The sequence below is a fragment of the Rubellimicrobium roseum genome (assembly GCF_006152145.1).
Classification (GTDB): domain Bacteria; phylum Pseudomonadota; class Alphaproteobacteria; order Rhodobacterales; family Rhodobacteraceae; genus Rubellimicrobium; species Rubellimicrobium roseum.
On sequence record NZ_VDFV01000005.1, the window covers coordinates 75,680 to 101,235 of the forward strand.

Consider the following 25,556-nt stretch of genomic DNA (forward strand, 5'->3'; position numbering starts at 1 on the left):
CGTCAGTTGAAGAAGTGCAGCACCTCGCGCGACTGGGTCTCCAGGCATCGGCGCATCTTGCCGAAGGCCGCGGCCTCGAGCTGGCGCACCCTTTCCTTGGACAGGCCCAATTCATCGCCGAGCGATTCGAGCGTCCGTGGCTCGTCGCGCAGCTTGCGCTCGCGAACGATGAAGCGCTCGCGGTCGTTGAGCGCCGACAGCGCGGTCAGGAGCCACTGGCGCAGCGTGTCGGTGTCGTGGTTCACCTCGACCCGCTCGGCAGCCTGCGGGCCGTCATCCTCCAGAGCCTCGATCCATTCGCGGCCTTCCTCCTCGGCCGACTGCGTGGCGTTCAGCGAATAGTCCGAGCCCGAAAGCCGCCCTTCCATCATCTCCACGTCGGCGAGCGGCACGCCCACCTCCTTGGCGATCATGGCGCGCACCTCGTGGGGGGCGAGGGTGAGGCCCTCGGCCTGGGCCTCGCGCTCGATGCGGGCCTGCACGCGGCGCATGTTGAAGAAGAGCGACTTCTGCGACGAGGTCGAGCCCGTCCGCACCATCGACCAATTGCGCATCACGTAATCCTGGATCGACGCCTTGATCCACCACACCGCATAGGTCGAGAAACGCACCCCCCGGTCGGGGTCGAACTTGTCCGCGGCCTTCATGAGGCCGAGGCTGGCCTCCTGAATGAGGTCGTTCATCGGCGCGCCGTAGCGGCGGAACTTGCCCGCCATCGAGATCGCCAGCCGCATGTAGGCCGTGATGAGACGGTGCAGCGCCCTCTCGTCGCGGTGGTCGCGCCAGGCGTAGGCGAGCCGCAGCTCCGTGTCCGCGTCGAGGAGCTCCGCCTTCATCGCCGTGCGCGACAGGTGCTGGTCCGCGTAGCCGTCCAATGCCATATTGCCTCGGGTCCCTTATTCTTGGCCCTCGGGGCTGTTCCCCGTCGCCCATTGCCCATACGTGGCGAAAACGTGTCCAGACGGAGAGAAGTTCCCACCGTGAACTTGCCAAAGCTCACTTTGGTCCTAGGAGGCGCCGCCTCCGGAAAGTCATTCTGGGCCGAGCAACTGGTCGGCCGCGCCGGACGGCCCAAGGCCTACATCGCCACGGCCCAGGCCTGGGATGCTGAAATGCAAGCGAAAATCGCCCGACACCGCGAGATGCGCGGACCCCTCTGGCGAACGATAGAAGCGCCACGCGATGTGGCCAGCACACTCGGCGGAATCTTGCCGACAGAAACAGCGCTTCTCGACTGCGCCACATTGTGGCTGACGAACACGATGCTGGCCGAGGCCGACCTGCCGACCGAGGAGGAGCGGCTGCTGGCGGCGTTGGGGGCTTGCCCGGCGCCCGTCGTCGTGGTCTCGAACGAGCTGGGCTTGGGCCTCGTGCCAGAGACGGCCTTGGGCCGGCGATTCCGCGATGCGCAGGGACGGCTCAACCAGCGGCTCGCGACACAGGCCGACCTTGTTGTCTTCGTGGCGGCCGGGCTGCCGCTGGTACTCAAGGGGGTGCTGCCGTGAGGCGGCTCTGGCTCGTGCGGCATGGCCCGACGGGAGCCAAGGGGATGTGCGGCTGGACCGACCTGCCGGCCGACCTGTCGGATGTGGCGCGGCTCAACCGGCTGTCGCTCGCCCTGCCCTGGGTCCCGGTCGTCTCCTCCGACCTGCGACGTGCGGTGACGACGGCCGATGCCTTGGCCGAGGACCGCCCGCGCCTGCCCCATGACCCCGCCCTGCGTGAGATGCATTTCGGCGCCTGGGAGATGCGGACCCACCTGGAGGTGGAGGCCGAGGCGCCGGTCTTGGCCCGCGCGCTCTGGGCCGAGCCTGGCGACCACGCCCCGCCCGGCGGCGAGAGTTGGAACGCGCTGCGCCGGCGCATCGGGTCGGCGCTCGACCGGCTGCAGGCGGCGCATCCCGAGTTGATCGTGGTCTGTCATTTCGGCCCCATCCTGGCGACGCTCCAGCGCGCACGCGGGATCTCGGCCCTGGAGGTATTCGCCCAGCGGATCGAGCCCCTGTCTCTGACCGTCCTGACTCGGGACGAGTCGGGCTGGCGCGTGGAGGCCGTCGATCACCGCCCGTGATGGGCGACCCCGGCAAACGTCGCTTTTCCCTCGGCTTACGCTTCTCTAACCTTGGCACGACCAAGAGAGGGGAGGCCGTCATGACCTATGACCTTGCCATCGGGGACCGAGCCTATTCGAGTTGGTCCTTGCGCGGCTGGCTTCTTCTCGACGCCTTCGGGCTAGCGGTGCGGACCCACTCGGCACGCCTCTACAGCGACGACCTCGCGAACGTGCTGCGCGACTTCGCCCCCGCCCGCACCGTGCCGGCGCTGCGCCTTCCTGACGGGACGGTGGTGATGGAAAGCCTCGCCATCGCCGAGGAACTGGCCTCGCGCCACCCCGAGGCGGGGCTCTGGCCCCAGGACCCACGCGCCCGCGCCGTCGCCCGCTCGCTCGCGGCCGAGATGCACGCGGGCTTCTTGCAGCTGCGCGGCCAGTGCCCGATGAACCTGCGTGCCGCCTACCGGGACTGGCCCCTGACCTCAGGCCTTCGCGCCGACCTCGACCGCCTGGAGGAGATCTGGTCCTGGGCGCGCGCGACCCTTGGGGGCGAAGGGCCTTGGCTCTGCGGTTCCTACTCGGCGGCCGACGCCTTCTTCGCGCCCGTGGCAAGCCGGATCGCCACCTACGACCTGCCGGTCTCCGACACCGCCCGCGCCTATGTCGCCGCGCATCTGGCGCATCCCTCGTTCCGCCGCTGGCGCGCCATGGCTTTGGTGGACGGACCCGACCAGCCGGTCTACGCCCGCGAGCAGCCCCGCCGCCCCTGGCCGGGCCCCGAGCCCCTGCCTGCCCGCGCCATTCATGAGGGGACACCCGAGAACGCGGCCTGCCTCTACTCCGGCCGACCGGTCACCCATCTTCTGGAGGCCGGGGGCCGCATCTTCGGCTTCTGCAACGCCTTCTGCCGCGACAAGACCGTGGCCGACCCGCTGGCCTGGGGGTCTTTCGTCTCGGCCTGGGGCGTCCGTTAACCCTTCGCTAACCATTCGCGCCCATCCTGGCGCGGGAACAGGGGAGCGGATGGCATGGTCGCGCTGGCCTATACGGTGGCGTTCGAAGGCGTGGAGGCGCGGCTGGTCGAGGTGCAGTGCGCCGTCGCGCCGGGTATGCCGGCCTTCGGAATCGTCGGCCTGCCCGATAAGGCCGTTTCTGAAGCGCGTGAACGGGTGCGCGCCGCCCTGACCGAAATGGCCATCGCGCTGCCCTCCAAGCGGATCACGGTGAACCTCTCGCCGGCCGACCTGCCCAAGGAGGGTTCGCATTTCGACCTTCCCATCGCGCTGGCGCTGCTCGCGGCGCTCGACGTTCTTCCGCGCGAGGACGTGGCTCGGACCGTCGCCTTGGGCGAGCTCTCGCTCGGCGGCCAGCTCGTGCCGGTCTTGGGCGCCCTTCCCGCCGCCATGGCCGCGGCCGAGGAAGGGCGCACGCTGCTCTGCCCCCAAGCCTCGGGCGCCGAGGCTGCCTGGGTGGGCGCCGTGGAGGTGATCGGCGCGGGGTCGCTCGCCGAGGTCGTCCGGCATTTCACCGGCGACGCCCCCATCTCGCCATCGCAGCCCGGCGAAGTCGTCGAGGCTCCCTTTTCCCGCGACCTGCGCGACGTGAAGGGTCAGGAAAGGGCCAAGCGCGCCCTAGAGATCGCCGCGGCGGGGCGGCACCACCTGCTGCTCGTGGGATCGCCCGGGTCGGGCAAGTCGATGCTGGCGGCGCGGCTCCCCGGCATCCTGCCGCCGCTCGCCCCGGTCGAGGCGCTGGAAACATCGATGATCCACTCCCTTGCCGGACTCCTGACCGAAGGAGGCATCAGCCGGACGCGTCCTTTCCGCGAACCCCACCACACCGCAAGCATGGCCGCCATCATCGGGGGTGGGCGGGGGGCGAAGCCGGGCGAGGTCAGCCTCGCCCACAACGGCGTGCTCTTCCTCGACGAGTTCCCCGAGTTTCCCAAATCGGTGCTGGAAACGCTGCGCCAACCCATCGAGACCGGTGAGGTCGTGGTCGCCCGCGCCAACGCCCATGTGCGCTATCCCTGCCGGTTTCTTCTGGTGGCGGCTGCCAATCCCTGCCGCTGCGGGCACCTGGGCGATGCGGGCCGCTCCTGCGCGAAGGCGCCCCTGTGTGGCGAGGATTACATGGGCCGCATCTCGGGGCCGCTGATGGACCGCTTCGACCTGCGGGTCGAGGTGCCGCCCGTCGCCTTCCAGGATCTCGACCTGCCCGCCTCGGGCGAATCCTCCCAAGAGGTCGGCGCACGCATCGCCCGCGCCCGCGCCTTGCAGGCTCGCCGTTTTGCCGGCCAGGTCAGGGTGCGGCTCAACGCCGATGCCGAAGGACGCCTTCTGGAGGAGATTGCCGAGCCCTGCGCCGAGGGGCGCGACCTTCTGGGCAGGGTGGCCGAGCGGATCGGATTGTCGGCGCGGGGCTACCACCGCGTGCTGCGAGTCGCACGCACGATCGCCGACCTCGACGGCGCAGAGCGAGTCCGCCGCCCCCATGTGGCCGAAGCCGTCGGTTACCGCCTCGCCTTCTCGCGAGAGGTCTGACAGCCCACCTGCCAGGAACTGAAAAACGGCGGACCCCGCAGGTGTCCGCCGTTCATGACGTCACAGGTCGTGCGATCTCAGGCGGCTTCGGCCTGCGGCACCTGCGCGACGGCGGCCGCGCGCATCAGATCGTAGAGTTCGAGCATGTCGGCCACGGCCTGCTTTTCGTCCTCGGCCAGTTCGACCTCGCAGAAGTAGGGGTCGCCCTTGTAGCGCAGCGTCACATCGCGCGCGCCTGCCATCGAACGCAGCACCTCGACTTGATAGAACGTAGCCTGCTCGTCCCGCCACTCCCAGCCAAGGGCGTCGGCATCGATCTTGTAGGCCCCTTCGGTCAACGTCTCGGTCATCCCGTCGTAGATGACCTCGATGCCCTGCACCGCGATCCGGGATTCGCCCAGCCAGTTGGTGCGCAGACGGAACCAGGGCTGCCCGTCCTCCTTGCAGCCGATGTAGAGCCAGATGGGCAGCCGCACGTCGTCGAAGCGCGGATTGTAGGGGTGGTTATACCAGACGGTGCCGGGCTCGAAGCGGTCCTCGTCGCGGGTGAGTTGCGCCAACAGGTCCTTGCGCCGGTCCTCCAGCGCGCCCTGGAAGCGCAGGACGCGCGCGGCATAGTCGGCGTTGGCCGGGTCGAGCATCGCAAGCAGACGATAGCCCCCCAGGCCAGCCCGAACCTCGCGCTCGGGAAGCGCGCGCAGCCTGTCGAGCGCCGGGCCCTCGACCACGGCGGCCAGCTCCGCAAGCCCGAGGCCCCGGCCGGCATGGCCCTGGACGCAAGCCAGTGCCCGATCCCACTGCAAGGCGCCGACCAGCGAAAGCAGCTCGGCCCGCTGCTCCTCGGTCAGGCCCGAGGTCGTCGCCTCGGCCAGGGCCACGGGGGCGATCGGGCGCGGAGCCTTCGGCTTTCCGCCCGCAGGGGCGACGCGGCGAACCTTGACGGTCGCGCGCGGCTCCTCGACGACCCCAGCCGGCTCCGACATGGGGACGAACGGGACCACCACCGTTTCATCCAAAGGCAGGGGCTTCAGGGCCACCATCTGCGCCGGCACGATCTCGATGGGACCGTCGGGCAGCAGCGCCACGTCGGGCCGCAGGGGCTCGGGCCGCTTGCGGCCCTTGGGGGCCTTGCGGCGCCGGGCGATCTGGACCGACCCATATAGGGCCCCGGATGCGGCGAGGGCGCTGACGGCACCTGCGACGCCCATGGCGGTATCGATCTGAAACATGCGGTTCACTCCCCGGCCTGCCATGGCCGGGTGGGGCTCACCCCGGCCATCCTCTTGGGGTGATGGTCAACGCCAAACCGCGCAACAATGCGGCGGTGGCGTGGATTTTTCAGGGGGCTTCCCGGCCGCTCCGGCGACGCTCCACTGCACTCCACACCAAAGCTGCCGCATTTGTGCCATCGAAACGCTCCAGCTCTTGGATCCCCGTCGGAGAGGTGACGTTGATCTCGGTCAGCCAGTCGCCGATCACGTCGATGCCGACGAAGACCAGCCCCTTCTCGCGCAGGGTGGGTCCGATGCGGGCGCAGATCTCGCGGTCGCGGTCGGTGACGGCAACGGGCTCGGGCCGCCCGCCCACGTGCATGTTGGAGCGCGTCTCTCCCTTGGCGGGCACGCGATTGATGGCACCCACGCATTCGCCGTCCACGAGGATCACCCGCTTGTCGCCGTTCTTCACCTCGGGGAGGTACTTCTGCACGATCAACGGCTCGCGCGAGAAGCCGGTGAAGAGTTCGAAAAGCGAGGCGAGGTTGCCGTCGTCCATCGAGAGCTTGAACACCCCCGCGCCCCCGTTGCCGTACAGCGGCTTGAGGATGATGTCGCCGTGCCGCTCACGAAATGCGCGCAGGGTGGGGAGGTCGCGCGCGATGGCGGTCGGCGGCGTGAGGTCGGGGAAGCGCAGCACGAGGAGCTTCTCGGGCGAGTTGCGCACCCAGTTGGGGTCGTTCACCACCAGCGTCCGGGGATGGATCATCTCCAGCAGGTGCGTGGTGGTGATGTAGTTCATGTCGAAGGGCGGGTCCTGTCGCAGCCAGACCACGTCGAAGCTCGACAGGTCCACTTCGATCTCCGAACCCAGCGTGAAGTGGTCGCCCTGCACCCGTCGCACCGAAAGCGGCCAGCCCCGGGCCATGACGCGCCCCTCCTGGTAGGAGAGCCGGTCGGGCGTGTAGTAGAAGAGCTCGTGCCCCCGCTCCTGCGCCTCGAGCGCGATGCGGAAGGTGGAGTCGGCGTTGATGTTGACCGCTCCGATGGGGTCCATCTGGAACGCGACCTTGAGACCCATGCGGCCCTCCCTTGCTGGCCTCCGCTTCATGGCGCAGCCATCGAAGCACGGCAAGGCGCAGCAGGGCCAGCCAGCGGGGCGCGGCGGGACGGCCCCGTCGGAACGGAGGATCGGGGCGCCGACTTGGCCCCGCGAACGGGATCAGTAATCCTCGCCGAAGGCGTTTTCGATCACCCTGACCCGCCCCATCGCGTCCACGAGCGCGAGGTCGAAGCGCAGATCGGTCAGCGCGCCCCGGGGTTCGCCCGCGCAGAAGGCCTGGGCGGCGGCGCAGAGGCGGTCCATCTGGCGCCGGCCCAGCCGATGCGCGGCGGCGTCGAAGTTCCGGGCCTTTTTCACCTCCACCACGACCACGGTCGCAGCCTCGCGGAGGATCAGGTCGACCTCGCCCCAAGGGCTGCGCCAGCGCCGTGCGACGACAGCACCACCCCGGGCCTCGTACCAACGGGCGACGGCCTCCTCGGCCATCGCGCCGCTCCGCCAGGCTAGCCCGCCGCGCTCGGCTCGCTGCGCCGCCGTAGGGATGGTCGCTCCACCTGCCATCTCAATCCTCTCTCATCCCTAGCGCAAGCTGATAGACCCTCTGCCGCGGCAGCCCCAGTGCCCCGGCCACCGCCGTTGCCGCGTCCTTCATCCGCATCGTCCGCATCGCCTCGGCCAGACGGGCGCGGATGTCCTCTTCCGTCACCTCGCGCGCCCCGCCCCGGCCGACCACGACGACCACCTCGCCCCGCACCTCGTCGTCGAGGCCCGCGAGCAACGCGCCGAGCGTCCCCCGCCGCACCTCCTCGAATCGCTTGGTGAGCTCGCGGCAGATCGCGGCCTCGCGTTCTCCCAAGACTGCCACGAGATCGGTTAACAAGGCGTGAATGCGCTTGGGGGACTCGTAGAGCACCAGCGTCGCGGGCACCGGGGCCAGTTCCGCAATGGCGGCGCGGCGGGCGGATTCGGTCGTGGGCAGGAAGCCGACGAAGAGGAAACGGTCGGCCGGCAGCCCCGCCACCGCGAGCGCAGCCAGCAGCGCTGAAGGACCGGGCGCCGCCGTCACCGGCAATCCCCGCGCGATGGCGGCGCGGGCGAGCGTGAAGCCCGGGTCCGAGACGAGCGGGGTTCCCGCCTCAGAGACGTAGACCACCGAGGCGCCTCCCGCGATTGCCTCCACGAGACCTTCGATCACGCCTTCCCCCGAATGATCGTGGCAGGCCACGAGCCGCCGTCCGTTCAGGGGCACGCCGTGGATGTCCATGAGCTTGCGGGCCGAGCGCGTGTCCTCGGCCGCGATCATGTCGGCGTCCCGCAGAAGGTCGAGCGTCCGCAACGTGATGTCGCGCGCCGCGCCGATGGGCGTCGCGGCAAGGTAGAGCCCGGCGGAAAGTGGCACCTTTGCGTCGTTCACGGCTGGACCCCCCCTGCCCCGTGCCTATGATGCGGCCCCAGAAGGCGGGCCGCCGTCCCGCCCAGCCATGAAATGCCAGGGGAGTTCCGCCATGTTCGCAAGGGTTCTCAGCCGCCGCAAGCTGCTCGGGCAGGCCGCCCTGGGCGCCCTGGCCCTGGCCACCGCCTGCGCGCCGGTGGCTGGCCCCGTCCCCGGCGGCGCCGAGGCCCCGGCTGTCGAGCCCGGCGCGCCCGTGCCTGTGGCGCTACTGGTTCCGGCCGGCTCGCCCACCGAATCCGATAACTTCGTGGCCCAGAACCTCGAGAACGCGGCCCGCCTCGCGATCGGGGACCTCAGCGGGGTCGAGATCGACCTGCGGGTCTACGCGACGGGCGGCGATCCGCAGCAGGCGGCGGCCGTGGCCCAGACCGCCGTGGCCGAAGGCGCGGCCATCATCCTGGGCCCGCTGCGCGCCGAGGAAGCGAACGCCGTGGGCGTGGCCGTCGCGGACAGCGGCGTCAACGTGCTGGCCTTCTCCAACAACCCCACCATCGCGGGCGGCAACGTCTTCGTCTTGGGGCCCACCTTCCGCAACAGCGCCGAGCGGCTGATCCGCTACGGGCGTGGCCAGGGGATCGACCGTTACCTCGTGGCCCACGGCAACGACCTGGGCGGCACGCTCGGGCGGGACGCGATCCAGGCCGCGGCGGCGGCGAACGGAGCGACGGTGACGGGCGTGCAGACTTATCCGCTCTCGCAGCAGGGCATCCAGCAGGCCGCCTCCGGGATCGCCGCCGCGGCGACCTCGACCGGGGCCCAGGCGATCTTCACCACGGCCGATTCCACCGTCGACCTGCCCTTCCTCGCCGCGGCGCTGCCCGAGGCGGGGCTTCCGGCCGGCACCGTGCGGATGGTGGGACTCACGCGGTGGGACGTGACGCCCCAGGTGCTGACGCAGCCCGCGCTGCAGGAGGGTATCTTCGCCATCCCCGACACCACCCTGAGCGAGGCCTTCGAATCGCGCTACGAGGCCGCATACGGCGGGACGCCCCTGCCCATCGCGGCGCTGGCCTATGACGGGATCGCCGCCATCGGCGCGCTCGCGCAACGGGGGGGCGGGGCGGCGCTGTCGCGCTCGGCTCTCCTCCAGGGGCAAGGCTTCCAGGGCACGGCGGGGATCTTCCGCTTCCTGCCCGACGGCACCAACCAGCGCGGCCTCGCTGTCGCCACGGTGCGCAACAACCAAGTGGTGATCCTTGACCCCGCTCCCCGCAGCTTCGCCGGCGCCGGCGCCTGACATTTCCGTTCCGAGCCTGACCGTCCCGCCGGACGGCCTGATCTGTCCGGCCTCAGCCATCTGGGACGCCCCCCGGATGGAGGCCCGGCTGGCCGAGGCGTTGGCCCCCCTCGCCCAGCCCGAGGCCGACCCCAAGGCCGTCCGGCGCGAGGTCGTGCGGCTCCTGTCGGAGGCGCGCAAGGAGGGCATGGCCGCGATCCGCGCGGCCTTCGAGGCCCGGCCGTCCTCCGGCCGCGAGACCACCCGTTCGATCGCCTGGCTCACCGACGGCGTGGTGACGTCGGCCTGCGCGGCGGCCCGCGCGCTCGATCCCCTTTCGCCCGGCGAGGAGCGGCTCGCCCTTCTGGCGGTGGGTGGCTACGGCCGGGGCGAGATGGCGCCGCAGTCCGACGTGGACCTGATGGTGCTGCTGCCCGGCGCGCTGACGCCTGCCAAGAAGACGCTGGTCGAGGGGCTCCTGTATCTCCTCTGGGACCTCAAGCTGAAGGTCGGCCACGCCACGCGCTCCATCAAGGAAGCCTTGGCGCTGGCGAGCGAGGACACGACGATCCGCACGAGCCTGCTGGAGATGCGCCACCTCACGGGGGACGAGTCGCTCACCGCCAGCCTGCGGGAGCGGTTCTGGCGGGAGCTCGTGCGCGTCACCGGGCCCGACTACCTCCAGGCCAAGCTGGAGGAGCGCGCCCAGCGCCACGCCCGCCAGGGCGGCCAGCGCTACGTGGTCGAGCCCAACGTGAAGGAAGGCAAGGGCGGCCTGCGCGACCTCCATTCGTTGTTCTGGATCGGGAAATACGTCAACGGCGTCGAGACCACCGACGAACTGGTGACCCGCGGCGTCTTCACCCCCGAGGAGTTCGCCACCTTCCGCCGGGCCGAGGATTTCCTCTGGGCCGTGCGCTGCCACATGCATTTCCTCACTGGGCGCCCCGTGGACCAGCTCACCTTCGACCTCCAGGTCGAGGTCGCGACCCGCATGGGCTACGAGGGCGGTGACGGCCGCCGCGCGGTAGAGCGCTTCATGCAGGACTACTTCCGCCACGCGACGCAGGTGGGCGAGCTCACGCGGATCTTCCTGGTGTCGCTGGAAGCGGGCCACCTGAAGCCCGAGCCGATGCTCATGCGGCTCTTCGCGCGCCGGCCCAAGGCGCGGGTGCCCTACGCCATCAAGCAGAACCGCCTGACGGTCGCGGACGACCGGACCTTCCTGGCCGATCCGCTGAACCTCCTGCGCATCTTCGAGGAAGCGCTGCGCACGGGAACGCTGCTGCATCCCGACGCGATGCGGCTCCTGGCGGCGAACCTGCACCTGATCGACGACCGCCTGCGCGCCGACCCGCGGGCCAACGCGATCTTCCTCGACCTGCTGCTGCGCCACGGCAACCCCGAGCGGGCGCTGCGCCGGATGAACGAGCTGGGCGTCCTTGCCGCCTTCATCCCCGAGTTCGAGCCCGTCGTCGCGCTCATGCAGTTCAACATGTACCACCACTTCACGGTGGACGAGCATACCATCCAGTGCATCAGCCACCTCGCCCGCATCGAGAAGGGCGAGTTGGTCGAGGAGCTGCCGGTGGCGAGCGGCATCCTCACGGCGGGCGTGAACCGGCGGGTGCTCTATGTGGCGCTTCTCCTTCATGACATCGGCAAGGGGCGGCCGGGGGACCATTCGGTCGTGGGGGCCGAGATCGCGGGCCCGCTGGCGCGACGGCTGGGCCTGGGCGCGGGCGAGACGGACACGGTGGTCTGGCTCGTGCGCAACCACCTGCTGATGTCCGACGTGGCGCAGAAGCGCGACATCGCCGAGCCGCGGACAGTGCGCGACTTCGTGGCCCGCGTGGGCACCAAGGAACGGCTCGACCTTCTGACGGTGCTGACCGTCTGCGACATCCGGGGCGTCGGGCCCGGCACCTGGAACAACTGGAAGGCCATGCTGCTGCGCGCGCTCTACACCGCGGCGGATGCGGCGGTGCTGGCGCAGCAGGCGCAGGTCCCGGCCGAGGTCGCCCGCTCCCCGCGCGAGGAGGAGGCCCGCCGGGCGCTCGCCTCCGCCCTGCCCGGCTGGACGCGCGCCGAGGTCGAGGCGGAGCTCGGGCGCCACTACGGCCCCTACTGGCTGGGCCTGCCGACCGAGCTGCACGCCGTCTTCGCGCATCTGCTGCACGGGATCGGCACCGACGCCTTCCACATCGACATCAAGCCCGACGAAGGGCGCGACGCCACCCGCGTGGCCTTTGCCATGACCGACCATCCGGGGCTCTTCTCGCGGCTTACCGGCGCCCTGGCGCTCGTGGGCGCGAACATCCGCGACGCGCGCACCTACACCTCGAAGGACGGCTACGCGACGGCCGCCTTCTGGATCCAGGACGGCGAGGGCAAGCCCTTCGAGGAGGCGCGATTGCCGCGCCTGCGCCAGATGATCGAGCGCACGCTCAAGGGCGAGGTCGTCGCGCGCGAGGCGTTCAAGACCCGCGACAAGCTCAAGAAGCGCGAGGCCGCCTTCGAGGTGCCCACCAGCATCGCCTTCGACAACACCGGGTCCGACATCTACACGATCATCGAGGTGGACACCCGCGACCGGCCCGGCCTTCTGTACGATCTCACGCGGACGCTGGCGGCGAACAACGTCTACATCGCCTCGGCGGTGATCGCGACCTATGGCGAGCAGGCGGTCGACACCTTCTACGTCAAGGATATGTTCGGCCTGAAGTTCCACGCCGAAGGACGCCAGCGCGCGCTGGAGCGCAAGCTGCGCGAGGCGATCGAGCAGGGCGCGGCGCGCGCGCGGGCCTGAGGGCCGGACGCGCGCGGCCCGTCCCCGGAGGGACGGCAGGGCGGCGGAACGGGTGATGCGGTCGCGTGTCATGGCGGCAGGATCGCCCGGACCGGTTAACGGACCCTTGCACCACCGCGCGGTGGTCCGGGGATCGGCGCAACACCCCCCGCGCCGGGCCCATCCTGCAAGGTCGGCCCCCGGCCCAGGGACGCCGAGCCCTCTGGGCACCCGCCTTCGCTGGGGCTAGAGGAACGGCAACGCCCGCCCCGGCGGGCCGGAGGGACAGACATCATGGCCAAGCCGATCCGCCTCGTCCGGGGCGTCCTGACCGTCGGGTCCTGGACGCTGCTGTCCCGCGTCGCGGGCTTCACGCGGGACGTGATGATGGCGGCCTACCTGGGCGCGGGCCCGGCGGCCGAGGCCTTCCTCGTGGCCTTCAGCCTCCCCAACATGTTCCGGCGCTTCTTCGCGGAAGGGGCGTTCAACATGGCCTTCGTGCCGATCTTCGCCAAGAAGCTGGAAGGCGGCGAGGACGCCCGCGGCTTCGCCCGCGACGCCTTCAACGGGCTGGCCACGGTCCTGATCCTCTTCTCGCTCCTCGGCACGCTGCTGATGCCCTGGCTCGTCTGGGCCATGGCGGCGGGCTTCGCGGGGGACGAGCGCTTCGACCTGGCGGTGCTCTATGGGCGCATCGCCTTCTGCTACATCCTGTTCATCAGCCTCGTGGCGCTGCTGTCGGGCGTGCTCAACGCCTTCGGCCGGTTCACCGAAGCCGGCGTGGTCCCGGTGCTGATGAACCTCATGTTCATCGCCGCGATGCTGCTGGCCGACGCGGCCGGGTGGGACATGGGGCTCACGCTCGCCTGGACGGTGCCGGTCACGGGGATCGCGCAGCTCGCCCTGACCTGGGTGGCTGCGCGGCGCGCGGGCTACGCGCCCCGGCTCCAGCGCCCGCATCTCTCGCCCGACCTCAAGCGCCTGGCCCGCATCGCCGGGCCCGCGATGCTGGCGGGCGGGGTGGTGCAGGTCAACCTGCTCGTCGGCCGGCAGGTGGCGAGCTTCTTCGAGGGCGCGGTGGCCTGGCTGTCCTACGCCGACCGGCTCTACCAGCTGCCCCTGGGCGTGGTGGGCATCGCCATCGGCACGGTGCTGCTGCCGGACCTGTCGCGCCGCCTGCGCGCGGACGACCACGAAGGGGGGCGCCACGCCTTCAACCGCGCGGCCGAGATCGCGCTGGCGCTGACCGTCCCGGCGGCCGTGGCGCTGGTGGTGCTGGCCTACCCGCTGATCTCGGTCCTGTTCGAGCGCGGCGCCTTCGACCGCGAGGACACGATCGCCACCGCCTGGGTCCTGGCCGTCTATGGCGCGGGCCTGCCGGCCTTCGTGCTCCACAAGGTGCTCCAGCCGCTGTTCTACGCCCGCGAGGACACGCGGAGGCCCTTCCATTACGCGGTCTGGGCCATGGTGGTGAACGCCGCCGTGGCCGTGGGCCTTTCCCCCTTCATCGGCTTCCTCGCCGCCGCGCTGGGAACGACCGTCGCGGGCTGGACGATGGTCTGGCAACTCTGGCGCGGCGCGCGCTCCATGGGCGACGCGAGCCGGATGGACGACCGCCTGCGCGCCCGGCTGCCGCGCATCGCGGGGGCCTCGGTGGCGATGGGGGCGGTCCTGTGGCTGGGGGCGGAGGCGCTCGACGCGGCGCTGCACGCGCCGGGGCTGCGCTACCTTGCGCTGGCGGGGCTCTGCGCCTTGGGGATCGCGGCCTATTTCGGCACCGGCTTCGCCATCGGCGCCTTCCGCGCCGCCGACCTGCGCGGGGCGCTGCGCCGCTAGCGGGCCCGCAGCCGCGCCCGGAGCGCCCGAAGGCCGCCGGGCGCCACCGCCACCGCCGCGAGGCCCCCCGCGACGAAGCCCGCCACGTCGCCCACCCATTGCGGGCTGCCCCCGAACAGCGCCGCGAAGACTAGCTGGATCGCCAGGAGCATCCCGATCATGCGGAAGGCCATGAGCCGGTTCTCTCCCACCTGCCCGAGCCGCAGCCAAGTCAGGTAGGTGAAGGCCCCGATCAGGCCGTAGATGCCCGGATAGGCCCCGAAGAGCGGCTGCGCCCCGTCGAGGAGCAGCCCGAAGCCCAGCGCCCCCCCGACCGTCCCGGCCACGAAGACCGCGAGCGCCGCCGCCTGCCCCATCCCCTCGGCCACGAACTTGCCCAGCGCCAGCAGCAGCGCCCCGGCGAAGAGCGCGTGCATGACGCTGCCGTGGACGAAGGGATAGGCTACGAAGCGCAGGAGCAGGGGGCCATCCCAGCGCCCCATGAGGGCATAGTCGACCACGGCCGGCGAGACGGCGAAGCGCTCGATCAGCGCCACGCGCCAGCCTACGGCGCCGGGCCCGCCCGCAAGTCCCGCGCCTCCCAGCGACAGCGCCGCCTCGGTCAGCCCGAGCACCAGCACCAGCGCCACCACCGCGGGCGGCACGGGGTTGACCGGGCTCTGCCCCGGCACGGGCTCGGGCAGCGGGCGCTGGAAGGATCGGGCCATGGCGGGTCTCCGTGGGGCGGGGCTCGGTTGACGTGGGTCGGGGGCCCCGATAATCGAGCCCGACCCCATAGGCCAGCGGACATCCCCCCATGAGCGAGCCCACGCGCGAGAGCCGTTTCACCCCCCGCGTCTTCTCGGGGATCAAGCCCTCGGGCGGGCTCACGCTCGGGAACTACCTGGGCGCGATCAAGCGCTTCGTGCAGACGCAGGACGAAGGCTCCTTCGAGACGATCTACTGCGTCGTGGACCTCCATGCGATCACCGTCTGGCAGGACCCGGCCGAGCTGCGCGCCGCCACGCGCGAGGTCGCGGCGGGGTTCCTGGCCTCGGGCATCGACCCGGAGCGGTCGATCCTGTTCAACCAGTCCCAGGTGAGCCAGCACGCCGAGCTGGGCTGGATCTTCAACTGCGTGGCCCGCGTGGGCTGGATGGACCGCATGACGCAGTTCAAGGAGAAGGCCGGCAGGAACGCCGAAAAGCAGTCGCTCGGCCTTTACGCCTATCCGTCGCTGATGGCGGCGGACATCCTGCTCTACCACGCGACCCACGTCCCCGTGGGCGAGGACCAGAAGCAGCATGTGGAGCTGACGCGCGACATCGCGGCCAAGTTCAACCACGACTTCGGCGTGGACTTCTTCCCGCTCACCCATCCGGTGATCGAGGGGCCCGCGATGCGGGTGATGAACCTGCGCGACGGCACCAAGAAGATGTCCAAGTCCGGCGAATCGGACATGGAGCGCATCAACATGACCGACGACGCGGACCTGATCGCGAAGAAGCTCCAGAAGGCGCGCACCGACCCCGCGCCGCTGCCCGAGACGGTCGAAGGACTGGAGGGGCGGCCCGAGGCGAAGAACCTCGTGGACATCTACGCGGCGCTCGCGGACCTGTCGCCCGCCGAGGTGCTGGCGCAGTATCCCGGCGCGGGCTGGGGGCGGTTCAAGCCGGCGCTGGCCGAACTGGCGGTCGAGAAGCTGTCGCCCATCTCGGCCGAGATGAAGCGCCTGACCGCAGACCCCGCCGAGATCGACCGCCTGCTCGCCCGCGGGGCCGAGCGCGCGCGCGCCATCGCGCAGCCGATCCTTCAGCGCACCTACGACATCGTGGGCCTCGTGAGGGCCTGAGGCCCTTCGCGGGCCGGCGGCACAGGGGGGTGACGATGACGCCCCCCGCCTGCGCCCGTCGCGCCGGCCCCGGTTGCAAGGGGGCGGGCCTTCGGCCAGATTGGCCGCGCAGCCGGGGGGAGGGCGCGTGCGCAAGTTTCTGGTGGTTCTCGACGACACGCGCGAATGCCTCAACGCAATGCGCTTCGCCGCGATGCGCGCGGCGCGCACGGGGGGCGGCGTGCAGGTGCTGTCCATCGTCGACCCGGCCGACTTCGGCGCCTGGGTGGGCGTGGGCGACATCATGCGCGAGGAAGCGCGCGAGCGCATCGCCGTCCACTTCGAGGTCTTCGCCAAGTGGATGCGCGACCGGCAGGGCGTCGACCCCGAGCTGGTGATCCGCGAGGGCGAGGCCGTGCCCGAGATCATGGCCCAGATCCGCGAGGACCCGGAGATCGCCGTGCTGGTCCTGGGCGCGGGCACCGACAGCAAGGGGCCGGGCCCGCTCGTGACCGCGCTCAGCAAGCAGGCGGGCACCCTGACCGTGCCCATCACCATCGTGCCGGGGGATCTGTCCAAGGAGCGCCTGGAGGCGATCACCTGAGCCATGGACGGCCGTCTCGCCTTCGGGGCCGTCCTGGCGATCCCCCTCCTTTACGGCCTTCTCCACCTCCTGACGGGCTGGCTGCCGCCCCTGGTGGGCGCGGGCCTCGGGCTTGTGGCCTACTGGGCGACCCTGGGCGCGGTGCTGGCGCGGCAGGACCGGGACGGGCTGCTGGCGCTCGCGCAGGCCCGTTCGCCGGGGCGGCTCGCGGCGGTGCTCCTCGCGCTGCCGGTGATCGCGCTGGGGGCCGTCACCATGCGCCTCCTGGGGACGGTCGTGCTGCCGGCCCATCTGCTGCTGGCCGCGGGGCTGGCCGCCATCCTTCACGCGGTGCTCGAGGAGCTGTTCTGGCGCGGCGCGCTGTGGCCCCGCCCCGATCCGGGGCCGGCGGCGCTGGCGCTGGGGCTCTACTGGGCATTCCATCTCGCCTGGCTCGGGGCGCAGGGCGTTTCGACCGGGCTCGCGCCCCATCTGGCGGTCATGGCGCCCCTGGCGCTGGGCGGGGTCTGGACGGCGGCGCGGCTCCTCAGCGGGACGCTCGGGGTCTCGATCCTGGCCCATGCCGGGCTCAACCTTTTCCTCTTCACGGGCCTCCTCGCGCAGTCGGGCGCCGCCGGCTGAAGGGACCGGCCCTACGTGAAAAATTCACGGAGCCGTTCCCGCGCCCAAGGAAACCTTTCCCAACTACGGCGCGTTGCCTGCCGGACCGCACAAGAGGCGGACCCTTTCACGAGGACCACGACATGAACAAGCTTGCCATTCTGGCAGCGGCCGCCCTGATCGGCTCGGCCGGCCTTGCCACCGCCCAGGAAACCCTCGCCACCGCCGACGCCTTCGGGATCATCCCCGTCCAGGACAGCAACAACGTCATCGAGATCCCGTTGGTGACGGCCACCGCCGATGGCGAGGTGCAGATCCGCCGCATCGCCGGCACCAACGAGGGCGAGGTGCTGGGCTCGATCCCCGTGACGGCGGGCGCCAACGAGAACGTGCGCATCACGCTCCTGACCCCGCCCAACGCCGACTCGGTGCTGGCCGTTCTGGTCGAAGGCGGCGCCGACGTGGCCGAGCAGGAGATCGAGATGAGCCCGCCCGGCAATCCCGGCGGCGACGGTGACGGCGGCGACGGCGACGGCCAGGCCGACAACTGATCGAACGCGCAATCCAAGTCAGGGCGTCGGCCAGTCCGGCGCCCTTTCGCATGGGCCGGTCCGGCCCGGCACGGCCAGATTAGAACCATTCCAAATCCTTGACGTCCGGGGTCCGAGGGCGCATATCGGGGTCCTCACGGAGGCCCGCCCCATGTTCATCCAGACCGAATCGACGCCCAATCCGGCCACGCTCAAGTTCCTGCCCGGCGAGACGGTGCTGGGCACCGGCACCGCCGACCTGCCCGACGCCGAGTCCGCGCAGAAGTCGCCGCTCGGGCGCCGCATCTTCGCGATCGAGGGCGTGACGGGCGTGTTCCTGGGCTCGGATTTCGTGACCGTCACCAAGGCGGCCGAGGTGGACTGGACCCACATCAAGCCCGCGATCCTGGGCGCGATCATGGACCATTTCCAATCCGGCCAGCCGGTGCTGGACGGCCCGGCGCCCGCCGCCTCGGGCCATGCGGCCCATGACGGCGCCGACGCCGCCATTGTCGAGCAGATCAAGGAGCTTCTGGACACCCGCGTCCGGCCCGCGGTCGCGCAGGACGGCGGCGACATCACCTTCCACGGCTTCGAGCGCGGCGTGGTCTACCTGCACATGCAGGGGGCCTGCGCGGGCTGCCCCTCCTCGACGCTCACGCTCAAGATGGGGATCGAGAACCTCCTGCGGCACTACATTCCCGAGGTGACCGAGGTCCGCCCTGTCGCGGCCTGAGCCCCTCGTCCTTGCCTTCGACACCTCGGCCGCGCATTGCGCGGCCGCGCTGCTGTCGGAAGACCGGGTCCTCGCGAGCCGCGCGGAGGCCATGTCTACCGGACAGGCCGAGCGGCTCCTGCCGCTTCTGGAGGAGATCCTGCGCGAGGGCGGCGTCACCTGGCGCGACCTTTCGGCCCTGGGCGTCGGCACCGGGCCCGGCAACTTCACGGGCGTCCGCATCGGCGTGGCGCTCGCGCGCGGCCTGGCGCTGGGGCTTAAGGTTCCCGCCATCGGCGTCACCGTCTTCGAGGCTCTGGCCTGGGGCCGTGACGCGGCGCTCGTGGCCCGCGACGCGCGGCTCGGGCAGGTCCATCTCCAGGCCTTCGGGCCGGCGGCCTTCGCCCCGCTCACGCAGGGAATGGACGCCTCTCTGCCCTCCCTGCCCCCCGGCACGCCCGTGATCGGCGACTTCGCCGAGACGCTGGCCGCGCGTTGCGGCGGCGTCGCCTCCCCTCCCCTCGTTCCCTTGGCCGAGGGCGTCGCCCGCCTTGCCGCGAGCCGCCTGGGTCAGGACAACCCGCGGCCCGCGCCGCTCTATCTGCGCGCGCCCGACGCCGCGCCCCCGCGCGATCCCGCCCCCTCGATCCTGCCCGGATGACGCCCGAGGCCCTGGCCCGGCTGCACGCCGCCGCCTTCGACAGCGACCGGCCCTGGTCGGCGGCGGAGTTCGCGTCGCTGCTGGGCCTCCCCGGTACGGTCCTGCTGGGCGACGACCGCGCCTTTCTCCTGGGCCGCGTGACGCTGGACGAGGCCGAGGTCCTGACCGTCGCCACCGATCCCGCGCACCGGCGGCGGGGGCTGGCCGCCGCCCTCCTCGCCCGCTTCGAGGCCGAAGCCCGGACGCGGGGTGCCGAGAGGGCCTTCCTGGAGGTGGCCGAGGACAACGCGCCCGCCCGCGCGCTCTATGCGAATCGGGGCTATGCGCAGGTTGGCCGCCGTCCCGGATATTATCCCCGAAACGGTGCCGTTCCGGCCGCCGCATTGGTTCTGTCCCGCCCGCTCCGGTGACGCACCGTCGCGGAAAAGGCACGGAAAAGCCAGTTGACCCTTTCGACGGGCCGATGCTTGATCGCGCATGGCCTGGGGCCACTGCGGCCCCCAAGACAGGACTGGGAGACGCATGACGAAACTTTCGACCTTCCTTGGCGCCTCGGCGCTGGCGCTTCTGGCCGGCGGCGCGATGGCGCAGGACGCCGGCCCGGCGGTGATTTTCGACCTGGGCGGCAAGTTCGACAAGTCCTTCAACGAGAGCGCCTTCAACGGCGCCCAGCGCTGGGCGGAAGAAACCGGCGAAAGCTACGCCGAGTTCGAGCTGACCGCCGAGCCCCAGCGCGAGCAGGCCATCCGCCGCTTCGCGGAGCAGGGCCACAGCCCCATCATCATGGTGGGCTTCATGTCCGCCACGCCCCTGAACGAGATCGCCCCCGACTACCCCGAGACCAAGTTCGTCATCGTCGACGCCGTGGTCGAGCAGCCCAACGTCCGCTCGGTGGTGTTCAACGAGCACGAGGGCTCCTACCTCGTAGGCCTGATGGCCGGCATGGCGTCGGAGTCCGGCACCGTGGGCTTCGTGGGCGGCATGGACATCCCGCTCATCCGCAAGTTCGGCTGCGGCTACGCGCAGGGCGTGAAGGCGGCGAACCCCGACGCCACCATCGTCACCAACTTCACCGGCACGACGCCCGCTGCCTGGAACGACCCGGCCCGCGCCTCGGAGCTGACGTTGGCCCAGATCAGCCAGGGCGTGGACGTGGTCTATGCCGCGGCCGGCGGCAGCGGCCTGGGCGTGCTGCAGACGGCGGCCGACAACGATATCCTGTCGATCGGCGTCGACTCGAACCAGAACTACCTCCACCCGGGCGAGGTGCTGACCTCGATGGTCAAGCGCGTCGACAACGCCGTCCACGAGGCCATGACGGCCGGCGCCGAGGTCGAGGTGGGCGTGCAGGTGATGGGCGTGGGCAACGAGGGCGTGGGCTACGCGCTCGACGAGCACAACCAGCCCCTCGTCACCGAGGAGATCAAGGCCGCCGTCGACCAGGCCGCCGCGCAGATCGCGAGCGGCGAACTCACGGTCCACGACTACATGACGGACGAGAGCTGCCCCGCGCTGACCTTCTGATCCGCGCGCGCTGACATCGGGGGGCCGCGGCCGGGCATCCGGGTCGCGGCCCCCTTCCGCAATCGGAAGGACCCGCCCATGGCCCTCGACACGGTTCCCGCCGCCACCGCCGTCCCCGCCATCGAGCTGCGCGGCATCTCCAAGGCCTTCGGCCCCGTGCAAGCCAACAAGGACATCACCCTGCGGGTGATGCCGGGCACCATCCACGGCATCATCGGCGAGAACGGGGCGGGCAAGTCCACCCTGATGTCGATCCTCTACGGCTTCTACCACGCCGATTCGGGCGAGATCCTGGTCGCGGGCCGCCCGACCCGCATCCCCGATTCCCAGGCCGCCATCCGCGCCGGGATCGGCATGGTGTTCCAGCACTTCAAGCTCGTGGAGAACTTCACGGTGCTGGAGAACATCGTCCTGGGGGCCGAGGATTCGGGTCTCCTGCGCCCCTCGCTCGCCCGCGCCCGGCGCGAGCTTAGGAGCCTCGCCGAGGAATACGAGCTGGAGGTCGACCCCGACGCCGTGATCGAGGAGATCGGCGTGGGCTTCCAGCAGCGGGTGGAGATCCTCAAGGCCCTCTACCGCAAGGCCGACATCCTGATCCTCGACGAGCCCACGGGCGTGCTGACCCCGCCCGAGGCCGACCACCTGTTCCGCATCCTTCGCAACCTGCGCGAGCAGGGCAAGACCATCATCCTGATCACCCACAAGCTGCGCGAGATCATGGAGATCACCGACACGGTGTCCGTGATGCGCCGGGGCGAGATGACGGCGACCGTCAGGACCGCCGAGACGAGCCCCGTCCAGCTCGCCGAGCTGATGGTGGGCCGCAAGGTGCTGCTGAACGTCGACAAGGTCCCCGCCACCCCGCGAGAGCCGGTGCTGGAGGTCGAGAACCTCCGCGTCGTGGACGCCAAGGGCGTGGAGCGGCTCAAGGGCGTCTCGCTCACCGTCCGCGCCGGAGAGATCCTGGGCATCGCCGGCGTCGCCGGCAACGGCCAGTCCGAGCTGCTGGAGGTGCTGGGCGGCACCATGCGCGCCACGGGGACCGTCCGCATGAAGGGCCGCCCCCTCGACCTCACGGGCCGCGAGGACGCGCGCGACCGGCGCGACGCCGGCATCGGCCACATCCCCGAGGACCGTCAGGCGCAGGGCCTCATCCTCGATTTCGCCGCATGGGAGAACATCGCGCTGGGCTACCACGCCCGCGACGCCTATTCGAAGGGCGCGATGATGGACCAGGCCGCCATGAAGGCCGACACGGCCGACAAGATGGCCCGCTTCGACGTGCGCCCGCCCGACCCGATGCTGGCCGCCAAGAACTTCTCGGGCGGCAACCAGCAGAAGATCGTCGTCGCGCGCGAGATCGAGTCCGGCCCCGACCTCCTGCTGATCGGCCAGCCCACGCGCGGCGTGGACATCGGCGCCATCGAGTTCATCCACAAGCAGATCGTGGCCCTGCGGGACGCGGGCAAGGCGATCCTGCTGGTGAGCGTGGAACTCGACGAGATCCTGTCGCTGTCGGACCGCATCGCGGTGATGTTCGACGGCCGCATCATGGGCGAGCGGCTGGCCACCCAGACCAACGCCAACGAGCTCGGCCTCCTGATGGCCGGCGTGACCGAGGGGGCCCGCTGATGGACCGCATGCCGCGCTGGGCCGACGTCATCCTGATCCCGCTGATCTCGCTGCTGCTGGCCGCGATCATCTCGGCGGGGGTGCTCCTGGCCATCGGTCAGAACCCCTGGGAGGCGCTGCGGATCATGGTCTCGGGCTCCGTGGGCTCGACCTACGCCTGGGGCTACACGCTCTACTACGCGACGAACTTCATGTTCACGGGCCTTGCCGTGGCCGTGGCCAGCCATGCGCGGCTCTTCAACATCGGAGGCGAGGGGCAGGCCGCGATCGGGGGCCTGGGCGTGGCGCTCGTCGCGCTCTACCTGCCCTGGCCGCACTGGAGCCTCGCGCTGATCGGCGCGGTCGTCGCCTCCGCGCTCTTCGGGGCGGCCTGGGCGGCGATCCCGGCGGTCCTGCAGGCCAAGCGCGGCAGCCACATCGTCATCACGACGATCATGTTCAACTTCATCGCCGCGGCGCTGCTCAACTACCTGCTCGTGGGGCCGCTCAAGCCCACGGGCACCATGGAGACGGCGACCGCCCCCTTCCCCGAGGCGACCCACGTCCCCTCCTTCCGGGACATGTTCTCCTTCGGCGAGACGATCCTGTTCCGCGGCACGCCCGCGAACGTCACCTTCTTCGTAGCGGTGGCCTTGTGCGTGCTGGTCTGGCTGCTGATCTGGAAGACGCGCCTGGGCTACGAGATCCGGGCCTTCGGCTTTTCGGAGGGAGCCGCGCGCTACGCGGGCATCGGCTCGACCAAGATCATCGTCGTGACCATGCTCATCTCGGGCGCGCTCGCGGGGATGATGGCGATCAACAACACCCTGGGCGAGGCCGAGCGGCTGATCCTCAACGCCGTCGAGGGCGCGGGCTTCATCGGCATCGCCGTGGCGCTCATGGGCCGGTCGCATCCGTTGGGCGTGTTCCTGGCCGCGATCCTGTTCGGCATCCTTTACCAAGGCGGCAGCGAGCTGGGCCTGATGCTGGGCATCCCGCGCGAGATGATCGTGGTCATCCAGGCGCTCGTCATCCTGTTCACCGGCGCGCTCGACAACATGGTGCGGATGCCGGTGGAGCGGCTCTTCGCTCGCCGCCGCGCACGGGCCCCGCTCTCGCCACCGGGGCCGACGCGTCACCCGCCGGGCCGCGACGCGGCCCCCACCTCCACCACCCCGGCCGCGGAGTAAGGCATGGACTGGCTCGCCCTTCTCCAGATCCTCGACTCCACGCTGCGGCTCGCCACGCCGCTGCTGCTCGCGTGCCTCGCGGGCCTCTTCTCGGAACGCGCGGGCATCTTCGACATCGGGCTCGAAGGCAAGATGCTGGTCTCGGCCTTCCTTGCGGCCGCGATCGCCGCCGTGACCGGCTCGGTCTGGCTGGGCCTTCTCGTGGGGACGCTGGGCTCGCTCCTCTTCGCGGCCATCCACGGGCTCGCCTCCATCACCTTCCGGGGCAACCAGCTCATTTCGGGCGTGGCGATCAACTTCCTGGCCGCCGGCCTCACCGTGGTCGTGGGCCAGTACTGGTTCGCGGAAGGCGGCCGCACCCCGCAACTGGGCCAGGGCCAGCGCTTCGAGCAGCTCACCCTGCCCTTCGCCGCCGAGATGCGCGATATCCCGGTCCTCGGCACTCTCTACGCCGAGGTGATCTCGGGCCACTCGATCCTGACCTACATGGCGCTCCTCGCGGTGCCGCTGTCGTGGTGGCTGCTCTACCGCACGCGCTTCGGCCTGCGCCTGCGCGCGGTGGGCGAGAACCCGGCCGCCGTGGACACCGCGGGCATCTCGGTGCGCCGCCTGCGCTTCGCCGCCGTGGGCATCGCGGGCCTCCTCTGCGCGCTGGCGGGCGCCCAGCTGTCCACGGCGGAACCGGCCGCGGGCTTCATCCGCGACATGACGGCGGGGCGGGGCTACATCGCGCTCGCGGCGCTGATCTTCGCCAAGTGGCGCCCCTGGACGGCGCTGGGGGCCTGCCTGCTCTTCGGCTTCCTCCAGGCGGTGGCGCTGCGGCCCGCGCTCTTCGAGCAGACGCTCGGCTTCCGCATCCAGGGCCAGCTTCTCGACGCCCTGCCCTACATCCTGACCGTGGTCATCCTCGCGGGCTTCGTGGGCCGCGCCATCCCCCCCCGCGCGGGCGGCGAGCCCTACGTCAAGGAACGCTGACGGCCCCATCCGGCCGCGCCACGACCGCCGAGCCGCCCGTTCCTCGGGCGGCCCGCGTGGCGTTTCGGACACGAAAAAGCCCGACAACACCCGAATGCCTCGCATTTTTCATGATTTGGCTCGATGACGCCCGACATGATGAACCAGCGCCGCGCGCGCGCCTCCGAGTCGGGGCAGCCACGCCGCGACGCAGGCCCGTCCGTGCCCCAGTCGGGGCGAAGGCCGGACCCAGGAAAGGCCGGGCCGCCCCAGAACGGGTGGCCGTCGCAGAAGGTGACAGACGTGAACTCCAAGGAGATCGCCGCCCAGATCCAGTCCCGCGCGGGCGCCGAGCCCATCCGGCTGGGCCTCGTGCTGGGCTCGGGGCTCGGGCACATCGCCATGCAGGTTAACGGCGTGGGCATCCCCTATTCGGACCTCGAAGGCTTCCCCGCCGGGGGCGTGTCGGGCCACAACCCCTTCCTCGTGGTCGGAGAGTTCGAAGGCGTCCGCGTCGCCGTCCTGGGCGGCCGGGCCCACTACTACGAATCGGGCGATCCCGCCGCCATGCGCCGCCCGCTGGAGGTCCTGCGCCACCTGGGCACCGAGGAGGTGATCCTCACCAACGCCGCCGGCTCGCTGCGCTCGGACATGCCCACGGGCTCGGTCATGCTGCTGTCGGACCACATCAACTTCTCGGGGCTGAACCCGCTCATCGGCGAGCCCACCGACGCCCGCTTCGTGCCGATGACGCACGCCCACAACCCTGCGATCCGCACCCGCCTGCGCGAGGCGGCGGTGGCCGAGATGGTCCACCTGCACGAAGGCGTCTACGCCTGGTATTCGGGCCCTTCCTTCGAGACCCCGGCCGAGATCCGCGCCATCCGCACCCTGGGCGCCGACGCCGTGGGGATGTCCACGGTGCCCGAGGTGATCCTGTCCTGCTTCCTGGGCATAAAGGTCGCGGCGCTGTCGGTCATCACCAACATGGCGGCGGGCATGTCCTCCGAATCGATCAGCCACGACCACACCAAGGCCATGGCGCCCATAGGCGCGGCCAAGCTGGAGAAGGTCCTGCGCCGGATGCTGCGCGACATGGCCTGACGCCCGCCGGGCGCGGTCCCGGCGCGTTTCGGTTGCCCCGGCCGGACTTTTTTGGGCCCGGCTCGCCCAAGCGTCATTGGCATTCGG

At 70.9% G+C, this 25,556-nt stretch carries 25 protein-coding genes; 19 read left to right on the plus strand and 6 right to left on the minus strand.

Annotated elements, in window-relative coordinates:
* Nucleotides 1-2: 2 nt before the first annotated feature.
* A complete protein-coding gene (locus FHG71_RS06815) occupies nt 3-836 on the minus strand; it encodes an RNA polymerase factor sigma-32 (RefSeq protein WP_425467336.1) in 834 nt (277 codons plus the stop codon).
* 144 nt (nt 837-980) lie between these two features.
* On the opposite strand from FHG71_RS06815, the gene cobU reads away from it, so the two are divergent.
* The 4 genes from cobU to FHG71_RS06835 all read left to right on the plus strand — a co-directional run bounded on the left by cobU (nt 981) and on the right by FHG71_RS06835 (nt 4,596).
* Nucleotides 981-1,505, plus strand: coding sequence for a bifunctional adenosylcobinamide kinase/adenosylcobinamide-phosphate guanylyltransferase (cobU, locus tag FHG71_RS06820; RefSeq protein ID WP_139080882.1), 525 nt, complete (start codon nt 981-983; stop codon nt 1,503-1,505).
* Nucleotides 1,502-2,071: a histidine phosphatase family protein gene (locus FHG71_RS06825; RefSeq protein ID WP_139080883.1), complete on the plus strand. Its 570-nt coding sequence runs from the start codon at nt 1,502-1,504 to the stop codon at nt 2,069-2,071. The genes cobU and FHG71_RS06825 overlap by 4 nt, the downstream gene beginning before the upstream one ends.
* 80 nt (nt 2,072-2,151) lie before the next feature.
* A complete protein-coding gene (locus FHG71_RS06830; protein ID WP_139080884.1) occupies nt 2,152-3,027 on the plus strand; it encodes a glutathione S-transferase in 876 nt (291 codons plus the stop codon).
* 54 nt (nt 3,028-3,081) lie between these two features.
* On the plus strand, nt 3,082-4,596 hold the full coding sequence (locus tag FHG71_RS06835; protein ID WP_139080885.1) for a YifB family Mg chelatase-like AAA ATPase: 1,515 nt from the start codon (nt 3,082-3,084) through the stop codon (nt 4,594-4,596).
* A 77-nt stretch (nt 4,597-4,673) separates the two neighbouring features.
* Here FHG71_RS06835 and FHG71_RS06840 read toward each other — a convergent pair whose 3' ends face one another.
* The 4 genes from FHG71_RS06840 to rsmI form a co-directional block, all read right to left on the minus strand.
* Nucleotides 4,674-5,825, minus strand: coding sequence for a hypothetical protein (locus FHG71_RS06840; protein WP_139080886.1), 1,152 nt, complete (start codon nt 5,823-5,825; stop codon nt 4,674-4,676).
* Nucleotides 5,826-5,934: 109 nt separating this feature from the next.
* Nucleotides 5,935-6,891, minus strand: a complete 957-nt coding sequence (gshB, locus tag FHG71_RS06845; protein ID WP_139080887.1) for a glutathione synthase — start codon at nt 6,889-6,891, stop codon at nt 5,935-5,937.
* Between the two features lie 141 nt (nt 6,892-7,032).
* A complete protein-coding gene (locus FHG71_RS06850) occupies nt 7,033-7,359 on the minus strand; it encodes a YraN family protein (RefSeq protein WP_425467337.1) in 327 nt (108 codons plus the stop codon).
* A gap of 76 nt (nt 7,360-7,435) precedes the next feature.
* Nucleotides 7,436-8,287: a 16S rRNA (cytidine(1402)-2'-O)-methyltransferase gene (gene rsmI, locus FHG71_RS06855; RefSeq protein WP_139080889.1), complete on the minus strand. Its 852-nt coding sequence runs from the start codon at nt 8,285-8,287 to the stop codon at nt 7,436-7,438.
* A gap of 91 nt (nt 8,288-8,378) precedes the next feature.
* Here rsmI and FHG71_RS06860 point away from each other — a divergent pair, with 91 nt between their 5' ends.
* From FHG71_RS06860 to murJ, 3 genes are all read left to right on the plus strand, one after another.
* The gene (locus FHG71_RS06860; protein WP_139080890.1) at nt 8,379-9,563 is read left to right on the plus strand and encodes a penicillin-binding protein activator; all 1,185 of its coding nucleotides are present in this window, start codon (nt 8,379-8,381) and stop codon (nt 9,561-9,563) included.
* Nucleotides 9,523-12,351, plus strand: a complete 2,829-nt coding sequence (locus tag FHG71_RS06865; RefSeq protein WP_176559316.1) for a [protein-PII] uridylyltransferase — start codon at nt 9,523-9,525, stop codon at nt 12,349-12,351. Before FHG71_RS06860 ends, FHG71_RS06865 begins: the two co-directional genes overlap by 41 nt.
* Nucleotides 12,352-12,624: 273 nt before the next feature.
* Entirely contained in the window at nt 12,625-14,166 is a 1,542-nt protein-coding gene (murJ, locus tag FHG71_RS06870; protein WP_139080891.1) for a murein biosynthesis integral membrane protein MurJ, read from the plus strand.
* Here murJ and FHG71_RS06875 read toward each other — a convergent pair.
* Nucleotides 14,163-14,873, minus strand: a complete 711-nt coding sequence (locus tag FHG71_RS06875) for a rhomboid family intramembrane serine protease (RefSeq protein ID WP_139080892.1) — start codon at nt 14,871-14,873, stop codon at nt 14,163-14,165. The two genes, murJ and FHG71_RS06875, sit on opposite strands and share 4 nt — an antisense overlap.
* Before the next feature lie 89 nt (nt 14,874-14,962).
* On the opposite strand from FHG71_RS06875, the gene trpS reads away from it, so the two are divergent.
* The 12 genes from trpS to FHG71_RS06935 all read left to right on the plus strand — a co-directional run bounded on the left by trpS (nt 14,963) and on the right by FHG71_RS06935 (nt 25,469).
* Entirely contained in the window at nt 14,963-15,997 is a 1,035-nt protein-coding gene (gene trpS, locus FHG71_RS06880) for a tryptophan--tRNA ligase (RefSeq protein ID WP_139080893.1), read from the plus strand.
* Nucleotides 15,998-16,124: 127 nt separating this feature from the next.
* Nucleotides 16,125-16,580, plus strand: a complete 456-nt coding sequence (locus FHG71_RS06885) for a universal stress protein (RefSeq protein WP_139080894.1) — start codon at nt 16,125-16,127, stop codon at nt 16,578-16,580.
* A gap of 3 nt (nt 16,581-16,583) precedes the next feature.
* On the plus strand, nt 16,584-17,201 hold the full coding sequence (locus FHG71_RS06890) for a CPBP family glutamic-type intramembrane protease (protein WP_139080895.1): 618 nt from the start codon (nt 16,584-16,586) through the stop codon (nt 17,199-17,201).
* 122 nt (nt 17,202-17,323) lie between these two features.
* Nucleotides 17,324-17,731 carry a hypothetical protein gene (locus FHG71_RS06895; RefSeq protein ID WP_139080896.1) on the plus strand — a complete coding sequence of 136 codons (408 nt, stop codon included), beginning with the start codon at nt 17,324-17,326 and terminating at the stop codon, nt 17,729-17,731.
* Nucleotides 17,732-17,882: 151 nt separating this feature from the next.
* Nucleotides 17,883-18,446, plus strand: a complete 564-nt coding sequence (locus FHG71_RS06900) for a NifU family protein (protein ID WP_139080897.1) — start codon at nt 17,883-17,885, stop codon at nt 18,444-18,446.
* Entirely contained in the window at nt 18,433-19,086 is a 654-nt protein-coding gene (tsaB, locus tag FHG71_RS06905) for a tRNA (adenosine(37)-N6)-threonylcarbamoyltransferase complex dimerization subunit type 1 TsaB (RefSeq protein WP_139080898.1), read from the plus strand. The genes FHG71_RS06900 and tsaB overlap by 14 nt, the downstream gene beginning before the upstream one ends.
* The gene (locus tag FHG71_RS06910) at nt 19,083-19,496 is read left to right on the plus strand and encodes a GNAT family N-acetyltransferase (protein ID WP_139080899.1); all 414 of its coding nucleotides are present in this window, start codon (nt 19,083-19,085) and stop codon (nt 19,494-19,496) included. Before tsaB ends, FHG71_RS06910 begins: the two co-directional genes overlap by 4 nt.
* A gap of 112 nt (nt 19,497-19,608) precedes the next feature.
* On the plus strand, nt 19,609-20,610 hold the full coding sequence (locus FHG71_RS06915; protein WP_139080900.1) for a BMP family lipoprotein: 1,002 nt from the start codon (nt 19,609-19,611) through the stop codon (nt 20,608-20,610).
* Between the two features lie 78 nt (nt 20,611-20,688).
* A complete protein-coding gene (locus tag FHG71_RS06920) occupies nt 20,689-22,242 on the plus strand; it encodes an ABC transporter ATP-binding protein (protein WP_139080901.1) in 1,554 nt (517 codons plus the stop codon).
* Nucleotides 22,242-23,411: an ABC transporter permease gene (locus FHG71_RS06925; RefSeq protein ID WP_139080902.1), complete on the plus strand. Its 1,170-nt coding sequence runs from the start codon at nt 22,242-22,244 to the stop codon at nt 23,409-23,411. The genes FHG71_RS06920 and FHG71_RS06925 overlap by 1 nt, the downstream gene beginning before the upstream one ends.
* 3 nt (nt 23,412-23,414) lie before the next feature.
* A complete protein-coding gene (locus FHG71_RS06930; RefSeq protein ID WP_139080903.1) occupies nt 23,415-24,386 on the plus strand; it encodes an ABC transporter permease in 972 nt (323 codons plus the stop codon).
* A gap of 282 nt (nt 24,387-24,668) precedes the next feature.
* Nucleotides 24,669-25,469, plus strand: coding sequence for a purine-nucleoside phosphorylase (locus FHG71_RS06935; protein WP_176559317.1), 801 nt, complete (start codon nt 24,669-24,671; stop codon nt 25,467-25,469).
* The last annotated feature ends 87 nt before the right edge of the window (nt 25,470-25,556 follow it).

Excerpts from the sequence above, each read along its gene's own strand:
- FHG71_RS06815 (WP_425467336.1), bottom strand. The coding sequence starts at position 836 with ATGAAGGCGGAGCTCCTCGACGCGGACACGGAGCTGCGGCTCGCCTAC.
- FHG71_RS06830 (WP_139080884.1), top strand. The coding sequence starts at position 2,152 with ATGACCTATGACCTTGCCATCGGGGACCGAGCCTATTCGAGTTGGTCC.
- FHG71_RS06835 (WP_139080885.1), top strand. The coding sequence starts at position 3,082 with ATGGTCGCGCTGGCCTATACGGTGGCGTTCGAAGGCGTGGAGGCGCGG.
- FHG71_RS06840 (WP_139080886.1), bottom strand. The coding sequence starts at position 5,825 with ATGTTTCAGATCGATACCGCCATGGGCGTCGCAGGTGCCGTCAGCGCC.
- gshB (WP_139080887.1), bottom strand. The coding sequence starts at position 6,891 with ATGGGTCTCAAGGTCGCGTTCCAGATGGACCCCATCGGAGCGGTCAAC.
- FHG71_RS06850 (WP_425467337.1), bottom strand. The coding sequence starts at position 7,359 with ATGGCCGAGGAGGCCGTCGCCCGTTGGTACGAGGCCCGGGGTGGTGCT.
- FHG71_RS06860 (WP_139080890.1), top strand. The coding sequence starts at position 8,379 with ATGTTCGCAAGGGTTCTCAGCCGCCGCAAGCTGCTCGGGCAGGCCGCC.
- murJ (WP_139080891.1), top strand. The coding sequence starts at position 12,625 with ATGGCCAAGCCGATCCGCCTCGTCCGGGGCGTCCTGACCGTCGGGTCC.
- FHG71_RS06875 (WP_139080892.1), bottom strand. The coding sequence starts at position 14,873 with ATGGCCCGATCCTTCCAGCGCCCGCTGCCCGAGCCCGTGCCGGGGCAG.
- trpS (WP_139080893.1), top strand. The coding sequence starts at position 14,963 with ATGAGCGAGCCCACGCGCGAGAGCCGTTTCACCCCCCGCGTCTTCTCG.
- FHG71_RS06890 (WP_139080895.1), top strand. The coding sequence starts at position 16,584 with ATGGACGGCCGTCTCGCCTTCGGGGCCGTCCTGGCGATCCCCCTCCTT.
- FHG71_RS06895 (WP_139080896.1), top strand. The coding sequence starts at position 17,324 with ATGAACAAGCTTGCCATTCTGGCAGCGGCCGCCCTGATCGGCTCGGCC.
- FHG71_RS06900 (WP_139080897.1), top strand. The coding sequence starts at position 17,883 with ATGTTCATCCAGACCGAATCGACGCCCAATCCGGCCACGCTCAAGTTC.
- FHG71_RS06910 (WP_139080899.1), top strand. The coding sequence starts at position 19,083 with ATGACGCCCGAGGCCCTGGCCCGGCTGCACGCCGCCGCCTTCGACAGC.
- FHG71_RS06915 (WP_139080900.1), top strand. The coding sequence starts at position 19,609 with ATGACGAAACTTTCGACCTTCCTTGGCGCCTCGGCGCTGGCGCTTCTG.
- FHG71_RS06920 (WP_139080901.1), top strand. The coding sequence starts at position 20,689 with ATGGCCCTCGACACGGTTCCCGCCGCCACCGCCGTCCCCGCCATCGAG.
- FHG71_RS06925 (WP_139080902.1), top strand. The coding sequence starts at position 22,242 with ATGGACCGCATGCCGCGCTGGGCCGACGTCATCCTGATCCCGCTGATC.
- FHG71_RS06930 (WP_139080903.1), top strand. The coding sequence starts at position 23,415 with ATGGACTGGCTCGCCCTTCTCCAGATCCTCGACTCCACGCTGCGGCTC.